General features: G+C 71.8%; 8 protein-coding genes. 2 read left to right on the plus strand and 6 right to left on the minus strand.

Features of this window, described 5'->3' with window-relative positions; all coding sequences use genetic code 11:
- The first annotated feature begins 6 nt into the window (after window positions 1–6).
- Window positions 7–636 (plus strand): hypothetical protein, encoded by a 630-nt coding sequence (locus ACZ6MA_RS04085; protein ID WP_469430849.1) that lies wholly within the window; start codon window positions 7–9, stop codon window positions 634–636.
- Window positions 637–778: 142 nt separating this feature from the next.
- On the opposite strand, the gene ACZ6MA_RS04090 is transcribed toward ACZ6MA_RS04085, so the two are convergent.
- The 3 genes from ACZ6MA_RS04090 to speB form a co-directional block, all read right to left on the minus strand.
- Window positions 779–2209 (minus strand): S28 family serine protease, encoded by a 1431-nt coding sequence (locus tag ACZ6MA_RS04090; RefSeq protein WP_469430851.1) that lies wholly within the window; start codon window positions 2207–2209, stop codon window positions 779–781.
- 121 nt (window positions 2210–2330) lie between these two features.
- Window positions 2331–6098, minus strand: a complete 3768-nt coding sequence (locus ACZ6MA_RS04095) for an ABC transporter ATP-binding protein (protein ID WP_469430853.1) — start codon at window positions 6096–6098, stop codon at window positions 2331–2333.
- 191 nt (window positions 6099–6289) lie between these two features.
- Complete coding sequence (gene speB, locus ACZ6MA_RS04100) at window positions 6290–7279, minus strand: agmatinase (RefSeq protein ID WP_469430855.1); 990 nt, start codon at window positions 7277–7279, stop codon at window positions 6290–6292.
- Between the two features lie 190 nt (window positions 7280–7469).
- Here speB and ACZ6MA_RS04105 point away from each other — a divergent pair, with 190 nt between their 5' ends.
- Window positions 7470–8255, plus strand: coding sequence for a phosphatase (locus tag ACZ6MA_RS04105; RefSeq protein ID WP_469430856.1), 786 nt, complete (start codon window positions 7470–7472; stop codon window positions 8253–8255).
- 192 nt (window positions 8256–8447) lie between these two features.
- Here the strand turns inward: ACZ6MA_RS04105 and ACZ6MA_RS04110 are convergent, their stop codons facing one another.
- The 3 genes from ACZ6MA_RS04110 to ACZ6MA_RS04120 all read right to left on the minus strand — a co-directional run bounded on the left by ACZ6MA_RS04110 (window position 8448) and on the right by ACZ6MA_RS04120 (window position 10844).
- Window positions 8448–8672, minus strand: a complete 225-nt coding sequence (locus ACZ6MA_RS04110; protein WP_469430858.1) for a hypothetical protein — start codon at window positions 8670–8672, stop codon at window positions 8448–8450.
- Between the two features lie 91 nt (window positions 8673–8763).
- Window positions 8764–9651 carry an acyl-CoA thioesterase II gene (tesB, locus tag ACZ6MA_RS04115; protein ID WP_469430860.1) on the minus strand — a complete coding sequence of 296 codons (888 nt, stop codon included), beginning with the start codon at window positions 9649–9651 and terminating at the stop codon, window positions 8764–8766.
- A 35-nt stretch (window positions 9652–9686) separates the two neighbouring features.
- Window positions 9687–10844: an acyl-CoA dehydrogenase family protein gene (locus tag ACZ6MA_RS04120; RefSeq protein ID WP_469430862.1), complete on the minus strand. Its 1158-nt coding sequence runs from the start codon at window positions 10842–10844 to the stop codon at window positions 9687–9689.
- Window positions 10845–11098 lie beyond the last annotated feature (254 nt).

The raw sequence follows: 11098 nt of genomic DNA on the forward strand, positions 1-11098 counted from the left end.
GAGTTCATGCGCCGAGGCGCGCTGCCGAAGGCGCTGCTGGTCTGCGCGGTGCTGGCGGGGATGTGCACGCTGACGGCTTGCCAGGGCACCGGGAGTGCCCGGGCGGGGACGGCCGTCTCCCCGGCCGGGGCCGGCCCCACGCGGGCCGGGCGGGGCCCGGTGTTCCTGGAGGCGGAGGAGTGCGCGAGCCGGGGCCCGGCGGACACCGCCATCGAGGAGGTGCCCTGCGCGGGCCCGGCAGCCGTGGCGCGGGTCCTCGCCCGCTTCAACGGCCCACTGGCCAAGGGCCCGCGCTGCCCGTCCGCCACCGACTACGTCCTGCACATCACCGCCGTCGACGGTGCCTCCGAGGAGGACAGCGCGCCCGAGGGCTACGCGTGCATGCGCAATCTGCGGCCGCCGCACCCGGGTGACCCGGGCATGGGCGGCGGGCCGCTCACGGTCGTCGGCGACTGCGTGTACACCGAGCGACGCGGCGTGGTGAAGGAAACCCCCTGCGACGGCTCCCCCGCCCACGCCCCGGAATACCTGGTGACGCGCACGGTCCGCACCCGGGCCGACTGCCCGCCGTCGACGGCGCTGTACGTCCAGGTCGGCGGCGGGTCCCCTGTCGGGTGCGCCCGCCGCCTGTCTTAGGGCGACGGCAGACGCCCTGGCCTCCGGCGGCTCTTCGGCTACCGGCCCGTCTCGCCGCCTGCGGCGGCAGGGCGCCCTGCGGGCGCGTCCTCAATCGCCGGACGGGCTCGATTCGAGCCCGTCCGGCGATTGAGGACACCGCTCACGGACGAAGCGTCCGCTCCCGGTCCACGCTCTGGCGGTCGAGCTTCGCGTCGTACGGCGCGAGCGGCTTGGCGCGGGACTCGTCCTTCTTCACGGCCGCGGGTGTGACACCGGCCCATTCGAGGACCTCGGCCGTGGCCTTGATCCGCTCGTCGGCGACGAGCTGGGAGATGTTCGAGCCGTGGTTGCCGCCCGGGGCGTAGAAGCGGTAGTCGTCACGGGCCGCGGCGCGCTTGCCGAGGCGGAACGGCTCGCCGCTCCACGGGTCGTTCTGGCCGTAGACGAAGAGCATCCGCTTGCTGTCCTCGCGCACCCAGCGGTCCACGTCGGCCATGGCGCCGCGCTGGAAGCGCATCGGGATGTCACGCGGCACGTAGCTGCGCGGCTGGTAGATCCCCGGGTACCGGAGCAGGCCCTTGAGGTGCGGGGAGGCGAAGGTGGGCGCGCCGAGCTGGGTGCCCGCCTGGTAGTAGTACGGGGTGAAGCGCTCCAGGCCCTGGTCGGTGTAGGCCGAGAAGCCGGAGATCTCGTCGAGGAACTTGTAGAGGTCGTCCGTCGAGGCGTTGGTCGCGGGGACGGTCTTGCAGTCGCTCTGCAGGTGGTACTGCCAGAAGGCCCACACCAGGTCGAGGACGACGTTCTCGTAGGCCTTGTCGGCGCTGCCGACGACCTTGAAGGTCTGGCCGTTGTCGTCGGCCCACTTCTGGTAGCGGGCCACGATCTCGGTGCGGCGGACGAGCGCCTCGCGCTGGACCGAGTTGAGCTGGGTGCGGCAGGCCTTGTCGCCGACGGTCGCGAAGAAGCGGTCGTAGGCCGAGTCCTCCTTGTCGGCCACGTCGTTGGGCGCGACGTAGGCGACGGTGCCGTTCATGTCGTGGGGGTAGAAGCGGCGGAAGTACGTCGCCGTCATACCGCCCTTGCTGCCGCCGGTGGCCAGCCAGTTCTTGCCGTAGACCGGCTTGAGGGCCTGGTACAGGCGGTGCTGGTCGCTGGCCGCCTGCCAGATGTCGAGCTTGCTCCAGTCCGCCGGCTGCGGCCGGGAGGGGGTGAAGAAGCGGTACTCCATCGAGACCTGGTTGCCGTCGACGATGCGCGTGGGCTCGCTGCGGCTGGGGGTCGTGGAGACGTTGTACCCGGACGTGTAGAAGACCGTCGGCCGGTCGGTGGCCTTGTGCAGCAGCGTGAAGCGCTGCTGGAAGGTGCCCTTGGCCTTGTTCCGGTGGTCGACCGGCTGGGTGTAGTTGAGCACGAGGTAGCGGTAGCCGTCGTAGGCCTTCTCCTCGACGAAACTCATCCCCGGAATCTTCAGGATGCGTTCCTTGATGTCCGGCTCGGTGGCGGCCGTGGCCGTCCCCGCCGTCGCACCGCCGACACCGATGGCGCCTATGAGCACCACCAGCGCCAGCAGCCATCTGAGCACCTTGCGCATTCGCCCTCCCCTGGGTTCGCAAAAGTCGCCGCGAACCTACCGGGGGCGTCCTCCGCCACGCCAGACCTTTCCCCCTACTGATCAACCGATGCGCCGGGCGTACCGGACCGCGATCGTCGGCTCATCCCACGACACCGGCCCGGTCCGCGGGATGCCCCTCTCCGGTGAACGTCCGCCACAGCTCGGCGTACCGCCCGTCCCGGGCGAGCAGTTCGTCGTGCGTGCCGTCCTCCACCACCCGGCCGTGGTCGAGGACCACCACCCGGTCGGCGCGGGCGGCCGTGGTCAGCCGGTGCGCGACGACCAGGGTCGTGCGCTTGCCCGCCAGCCGGTCCGTGGCCTGGTTGACCAGGGCCTCGGTCGCGAGGTCCAGGGCGGCGGTGGCCTCGTCCAGCAGCAGGATGTCCGGGTCGACCAGCTCGGCGCGGGCCAGGGCGATCAACTGCCGCTGGCCGGCCGAGAGATTGCGGCCGCGCTCGGTGACCTCGTGCAGATAACCGCCGTCCAGGGTCGCGATCATCTCGTGCGCCCCCACCGCCCGGGCCGCGGCCTCGACCTCGGCGTCACTGGCCTCGACGCGCCCGTAGGCGATGGCGTCGCGCACCGTGCCGGGGAAGAGGTACGGCTCCTGCGGGACGACACCGAGGCGGTGCCGGTAGCCCGTCGGGTCCAGCTCCCGCAGGTCGTGGCCGTCGACGAGGACGGCTCCCGAGGACGGGTCGTAGAACCGGGCGACCATCTTCACCAGCGTCGACTTGCCCGCGCCCGTCTCGCCGACGAACGCGACCGTCTGCCCGGCCGGGATCGTCAGCGCGATGCCGGCGAGGGCTTCCTCGCCGTCGCCGTAGTGGAAGTGGAGGTCGTCGAAGACGATCTCGCCGCTCAGCTCCCGCACCTCGCGCGGCCGCTCCGGCACGGGCGTCGTCGTCGGCTCGCGCAGCAGCTCGCGCACCCGGCCGAGCGAGACGGTCGCCTGCTGGTAGCCGTCGAAGACCTGCGAGAGCTGCTGCACGGGGGCGAAGAAGAGATCGATGTAGAGCAGGTACGCCACCAGGGCGCCCGCCGTCAGCGTGCCCTCGCTCACCCGGCCCGCGCCCACGATCAGGACCGCGGCGGCCGCGACGGACGACAGCAGCTGAACGAAGGGGAAGTAGACGGATATCAGCCACTGGCCGCGGATCCGCGCCTGCCGGTAGCCGTCGCTGCGCTCGGCGAACCGCCGGGCACCGGTGGCCTCGCGGCGGAACGCCTGGACGATGCGCAGCCCCGCGACGCTCTCCTGGAGGTCGGCGTTGACGACGCCCACACGCTCACGGGCCAGCTCGTACGCCTTGACGCTCTTGCGCCGGAAGACGACGGTGCCGACGACGAGCGGGGGCAGGGTCGCGAAGACGACGAGGGCCAGCTGTACGTCGATGACCACGAGGGCGACGAGGATGCCGAAGAAGGTGAGGACGGAGACGACGGCGGTGATCAGACCGGTCTGGAGGAACGAACTCAGCGCGTCGACGTCGGTCGTCATCCGGGTCATGATCTTGCCGGTCAGCTCGCGCTCGTAGTAGTCGAGCCCGAGCCGCTGGAGCTGGGCGAAGATCTTCACGCGCAGCGCATACAGCACCCGTTCGCCGGTGCGTCCCGTCATCCGCATCTCGCCGACCTGTGCCGCCCACTGGCCGACCACGACGGCGAGCGCGAGCCCGGAGGCGACCCAGACCGCGCCGAGCGCCATGCGCTGGACGCCCTGGTCGATGCCGTGCCGGATCAGTACGGGCAGCAGCAGACCGGCGACGGCGTCGACGGTCACCAGCAGCAGGCTCACCAGCAGCGGCGCCCCGAAGCCGCGCAGCAACTGGCGCAGGCCGTAGTCCTTCTCGGGCCGGGCCGCCCGCTCCTCGTCGATGCCGGGGACGTCCGTCGCCGGGGGCAGCGCGGCGACCTTGGCCAGCAGTTCGGGCGTGGCGGGCATCCCGGCCAGGGCCCCGTCCATGCCGTGGCCCGCCGGTCCGCCGGACGTCTCCTTGCGCACCCACAGGGAGGGGGTGACGCCGTCCACGCGCGCGTGCCCGCCGGTCGCGGCGTCGGTGCCGTCGACGTCCGCCGCGAGGCCCGCGGGGTCCCGGTGGATGCCGCCGAGGGTGTCCGGGTCGGTCAGCAGCCGCCGGTACAGCTCGCAGCGGTCCTGGAGTTCCCGCGCCGTGCCGACGTCGACGAGCCGGCCGCCGTCGAGGACGGCGATGCGGTCGGCGAGCGCCAGCGTCGAGGCCCGGTGGGCGATGAGCAGCGTCGTCCGGCCGGCCATCACCCCGCGCAGCGCCTCGTGGATCTCGTGCTCCACGCGCGCGTCGACCGCCGACGTGGCGTCGTCGAGGAGCAGCAGACGCGGGTCGGTGAGGATGGCGCGGGCGAGCGCGACGCGCTGGCGCTGGCCGCCCGAGAGGGTGAGGCCCTGCTCCCCGACCTTGGTGTCGTACCCGTCGGGCAGCGCCGAGATGAAGCCGTCGGCCTGGGCGGCGCGGGCGGCGGCGCGGATCTGCTCGTCGGTGGCGTCGGGGAATCCGTAGGCGATGTTGTCGCGGACGCTGCAGGAGAAGAGGAAGCTGTCCTCGGGCACCAGCCCGATCGCGGCGCGCAGCGAGGACAGGGTCAGCTCGCGTACGTCGTGGCCGCCGACCCGCACCGCGCCGCCGGTGACGTCGTAGAAGCGCGGGAGCAGCAGGGAGACGGTCGACTTGCCGCTGCCGGAGGCGCCGACGACCGCGACGGTCTCGCCGGGTTCGAGGCGCAGGGAGAAGCCGTCGAGGACGGGGCGCGCGGGGTCGTAGCCGAAGGTGACGTCGTCGAATTCGACGGTGGCGGGGGCGTCCTCGGGCAGGGCGCGGGCGTTCGGGCGTTCCTCGACGGCCGGTTCGGTGTCGATGAGTTCGAAGACGCGCTCGACTCCGGCGCGGGCCTGCTGCCCGACGGTGAGGATCATGGTCAGCATCCGCACCGGCCCGATGAGCTGGGAGAGGTACGTGGAGAAGGCGACGAACGTGCCGAGGGTGACCTGGCCGCGGGTGGCCATCCAGCCGCCGAGGGCGAGCATCGCGACCTGGCCGAGCGCGGGCACGGCCTGCAGGGCGGGGGTGTAGCGGGAGTTGAGCCGTACGGTCCGCAGCCGCCCGGCGAAGAGCCTGCGGCTGACCTCGCGGAGCTTTCCGGCCTCCTGTGCCTCCTGGCCGAAGCCCTTGACGACCCGTACGCCGGTGACGGCGCCGTCCACGACGCCCGCGACGGCGGCGGCCTGGCCCTGGGCGTACCACGTGGCGGGGAAGAGCTTGGTGCGGCTGCGCTGGGCGAGGAACCACAGCGCGGGGGCGACGGCGAGGGCCACGACGGTGAGCAGCGGGGAGAGCGTCGCCATCACGATGAGGGAGATGACGAAGAGCAGGATGTTGCCGATCATCATCGGCAGCATGAACAGCAGGCCCTGGATCAGCTGGAGATCGCTGGTGGCACGGCCGACGACCTGGCCGGTGGAGAGTTCGTCCTGCCGCTTGCCGTCGAGCCGGGAGATCGACGCGAACATCTCGGTCCGCAGGTCGTGCTGGACGTCGAGTGCGAGCCGGCCGCCGTAGTAGCGGCGGATGTAGGTCAGTCCGTAGACGACGACCGCGGCGACGATCAGGAGCGTGGCCCAGGGGGCGAGGGGGCGCTCGTGGGAGCCTATGACGTCGTCGATGATGAGCTTGGGTATCAGCGGGACGAGCGCGAGGACGGCCATGCCCGCGAGGGACGAGCCCAGGGCGAGCAGTACCGTGCGGCGGTACCGCCAGCAGTACCGGGTGAGCCGTTTCGCCCAGCCCTGACCGGCGTCTTCCGCCGCACCGGTCGTTTCCGTCGCCACCACCCGAGACCTCCCGCTGTTCTCCACTGACGGAAGGCCCCAACGCCGTGGGCTGCGATTTTCATCCCATCGCAACGAAGTGACTGCGTCGCTTTCGCCCGGTACCACCGCTGCACGACGGTGTCCTCAAGCGCCGGACGGGCTCGATTCGAGCCCGTCCGGCGCTTGAGGACGCGCCCGCAGGGCGCTCGCCGCTAGGCGAGAGCGTCGCGCGACGCCGCGATCTGCCGGGACATGATCGTCGTCAGCTCGTACGCCGCGTGCGACGCCGCCACCGAGGTGATCTCGGCGTGGTCGTACGCCGGAGCGACCTCGACCAGGTCGGCGGAGACCAGGTTGCAGGAGGACAGGCCGCGGAGGATCTCCAGCAGCTCGCGGGAGGTCAGACCGCCCGCCTCCGGGGTGCCGGTGCCGGGGGCGTGGGCCGGGTCCAGGACGTCGATGTCGATGGAGATGTACAGCGGACGGTCACCGACGCGCTGGCGGAGCTGGTCGGCGATCTCGTCGACGCCGCGGCGCATGACGTCCGCCGAGGTGACGATGCCGAAGCCCATCTTCTCGTCGTCGGTCAGGTCCTTCTTGCCGTACAGCGGGCCGCGCGTGCCGACGTGGGACAGCGCCTCGGTGTCGAGGATGCCCTCCTCCACGGCCCGGCGGAACGGGGTGCCGTGGGTGTACTCGGCACCGAAGTAGGTGTCCCAGGTGTCCAGGTGCGCGTCGAAGTGCAGCAGGGCGACCGGGCCGTGCTTCTTGGCGACCGAGCGCAGCAGCGGCAGCGCGATGGTGTGGTCGCCGCCCAGCGTCATCATGCGGGCGCCGGTGCCCAGCAGGTCGTCCGCCGCGGCCTCGATGGTCTCCACGGCCTCGTTGATGTCGAACGGGTTCGCCGCGATGTCACCGGCGTCCGCGACCTGCGCGAGGGCGAAGGGCGAGGCGTCCTGTGCCGGGTTGTACGGGCGCAGCAGACGGGAGGCCTCACGGATGGCGTTGCCGCCGAACCGCGCGCCGGGCCGGTAGGAGACGCCGGTGTCGAACGGCACGCCGACGACGGCGATGTCGGTGCTGCCGACCTCGTCCAGCCGGGGCAGCCGGGCGAAGGTGGCGGGACCGGCGTAGCGGGGGATGCGGGAGGAGTCGACGGGGCCACGCGGTTCAAGGGGGGCGGGGCTGTTCTGGGGGGTCATGCGGGGGCCTCTCGAATCACGGACGAATTACGGTCGGGGCAACGTCGGGGCGGCAGTGGAGGACGTACCCGAGGGTAGGCAGGGCGGCGGATTCCGCACATGTACGGATTGCAGGATCCCGCCTCGCCATATGGACACGACGTCCATCGCGTGGGGAGACGTCGTCCATCGCACACCCGCGCGAGAGAGAATGAGGCTCATGTCGATACCCAGCCGTACCGCACTGATCGATCATCTCGTCCGTACGCGCATCGCGGGAGACGTCGCGACGCCCCGCGAGAACAACCTCGACCACTACCGCAAACTCGCGGGCGGTGACCGCCGTCACTGGTTCGGGCTGGAATTCGGTGACCGCTGGACGGACGAGCAAGACGTGCTGGCCGTCATGGCGGAGCGCTGCGGGGTCAGCGACGACCTGCACCACCGCGTGGGCCAGGACACCATCGACCCCGAGCTGACCGTCGCGGGCCTGGAGCGCATGGCCGCCGTGCTGCGCAAGGCGGCGGCGGGCCGGCAGCGGGTGCTCTTCGCGACCGGCCACCCCGGCGGGCTGCTGGACGTGCACCGGGCCACGGCCGCCGCGCTGCGGGCGGCGGGGTGCGAGATCGTGGTGATCCCGGGCGGGCTGACGGCGGACGAGGGCTACGTCTTCCAGTTCGCGGACGTCGCCGTCTTCGAGCGCGGGGCGACGCTGTGGCACACGCACTCCCCCGCCCCGATGGCCGCGATCCTCGACGGCCTGGTCCGGGAAGGGCGCGAGCTGCCGGACCTGGTCGTCGCCGACCACGGCTGGGCCGGATGCGCGGCGCAGCGCGGTCTGGACGCGGTCGGCTACGCGGACTCCAACGACCCGGCCCTCTTCCTCGCCGAGGCCGAGGGCACCCTCCAGGTCGCCGTACCGCTCGACGACCACGTCCGCGACCCGCGCTTCTACGACCCGCTGACGGCATACCTACTGTCAGCGGCGGGGCTGTAGGCGGCCAACCCAGCCCGTCCGGCGCTTGCGGGGCTGCGGGCGGCCAAATCCAGCCCGTCCGGCGTTTGAGGACGCGTCCGCAGGGCGCTCGCCGCCGCAGGCGGCACAACGGCCCGCAGCCAAAGGACCGCCGGCCAGGCAAGAGGCGGCACGACGGCCCGCAGCCGAAGGGCCGCCGGCCAGGCGACAGGCCTACGCCGCGTCCTCCCGCCGGCCAGGGCCACCGTTCCACGCGCGGACGCACAGCCAGCTGCCCCCGTAGAGGACGGCGCCCTCGGAGAGCCGGAAGAGGATCCCGGAGTACAGCCGGGGCCAGTCCGTGAGCTGGAGGAGCCTGCCGTGCCAGAAGAACAGCAGGATTCCGCCGACGACGATGACGGCGGCCCCCACGGTCATCAGCAGCGCTCTGACCGCCATCCCCATCGGCGCTCCCCCACGCGTCATGCCCGCTTCCCCCCTGTGGTCCTGAGATCACTGTCGGATGATCAACCCCAGGAGGGTACTTCGGTCAGTCGCGGGGGACGCGCACCACGCCTTCCTGGATGACCGAAACCGCCAGCCGCCCGTCCTGCGTGAAGATCCGCCCCCGGGCCAGCCCGCGGCCGCCCTGGGCGGTCGGGCTCTCCTGGTCGTAGAGCAGCCATTCGTCGGCCCGGAAGGGCCGGTGGAACCACATGGCGTGGTCAAGGCTGGCGCCGACGACGTCCCCGACCGCCCAGCCGCCGCGTCCGTGGGCGAGCAGGACGGAGTCCAGGAGGGTCATGTCGGAGACGTAGGTGGCCAGACAGAGGTGCAGCAGCGGGTCGTCCGCCAGTTTGCCATTTGTCCGGAACCACACCTGTGACCTGGGCTCGCGGGGCTCCCCCATGCTGGCGAACGGCGGCTCGTCCGCGTACCGCAGGTCGACGGCTCCGCGCGCCTTGAGGATCAGCTCCACGATGTCGGGCCCGCCGAGGCGGTCGGCGTGCCGGGGCAGCATCTCGGCCGCGGTGGGCAGGGTGACGGGGTCCGGCGCCGGCGGCATCGGCTCCTGGTGCTCCAGGCCCTCCTCGTACGTCTGGAAGGACGCGGAGAGGTGGAAGATCGGCTGCCCGTGCTGGACGGCCACCACCCGCCGGGTGGCGAAGGAACGCCCGTCCCGGATGCGGTCGACGGTGTAGACGATGGGCACCTCGGGGTCGCCGGGGCGCAGGAAATAGGAGTGCAGGGAATGGGCGTGGCGGTCACCGGGGACGGTGCGTCCCGCGGCGACCAGGGCCTGGGCGGCCACCTGTCCGCCGAAGACCCGGGGCACCAGGGTGGGACGGCCGGTGGTGCCGCGGAAGATGTCCTGCTCGATGGGCTCCAGGTCGAGCTGACCCAGCAGATCGTCGAGGGGGGTGGGGGGCTCGCTCATGGGGCCGGTGGTCCTTACGGGTGGGGTGGGGCTGCCTACAGGCCCATCGACTTGGCGACGATCGAACGCATGACCTCGCTGGTGCCGCCGTAGATGCGGGTCACCCGGGTGTCCGCGTACAGACGGGCGATCGGGTACTCCATCATGTAGCCGTAGCCGCCGTGGAGTTGGAGGCACTTGTCGATGACGGAGGCCGCGCGTTCGGTGGTGAAGAGCTTCGCGGACGCGGCGTCGGCCGGGGTCAGCTCGCCGGCGTCGTGCGCGTCGAGGGCACGGTCGACGACCGCCTGCATCGCGTCGACCTCGGACTTGCAGTCGGCCAGCACGAACTTGGTGTTCTGGAACGCGGCGACCGACTGCCCGAAGACGGTGCGTTCCCGCACGTAGGCCTTGGCGAACTCCACGGCCGCGGCGGCCTGGGCGTACGCGCCGAAGGCGATGGCCAGCCGCTCCTGGGGGAGGTTGTGACCGAGGTAGCCGAACGCCTTGCCCTCCTCGCCGAGGAGGTCCGTCACGGGCACCTTCACGTCGGTGAAGGACAGTTCGGCGGTGTCGGAGGTCTTGAGGCCGAGCTTTTCCAGCTTGCGGCCGACCGCGTAGCCCTCGGAGGCGGTGTCGACGACGAGGATGGAGATGCCGCCGCGCCGGTCCTCGGGGGTGGGCGGGGCGGTACGGGCGCAGACGAGCACCCGATCGGCGTGGACACCGCCGGTGATGAAGGTCTTCGCGCCGTTGAGGACGTAGTGCGTGCCGTCCTCGGAGAGCTTGGCGGTGGTCTTCATGCCGGCCAGGTCGGAGCCGGTGCCGGGCTCGGTCATGGCGATGGCGGTCATCATGTCGCCGGAGACGAACGGGGGCAGCCAGCGCCGCTTCTGCTCCTCGGTGGCGTACTTCAGGAGGTAGGGCAGGCAGAGCGCGGTGTGCACGCTGCTGCCGCCGAAGCTCACGCCCACCCGGGCGCACTCCTCGGCGATGACGGCCTGGAACTTGAAGCTGCGCTCGCCCGCGCCGCCGTACTCCTCGGGCACCTCGATGCCGAAGACACCCAGCTCGCCGAGCTTCTTGTAGAACTCCCGGGGCGCCGAACCCGCCTCGCGCCACTCGTCGTAGACCGGCACGACCTCGGCGGCGATGAAGTCGCGGATGGTCTCGCGGAACGCCTCGTGGTCCTCGTTGAACACCGTGCGACGCACAGTGCCTCCCTCCCTGCGGCAGCCCAGCCCTAAGCGCTTGCTCAGGCCGAAAGCTACCGGTGGGTTGTCGGGGCTGTCCAGAGCCGGGCCCCTGCCGGGGGCGCGGGAAAACGCACCCCCGCTGCGCGGCGGTGTCCTCAAGCGCCGGACGGGCTTGATCAAGCCCGTCCGGCGCTTGAGGACGCGCCCGCAGGGCGCCCGCCGCCGCAGGCGGCACGACGGCCCTAAGCCGAAGGAACCGCCGGGAAAAGGAG

This window comes from Streptomyces sp. NPDC042259 (genome assembly GCF_055582085.1).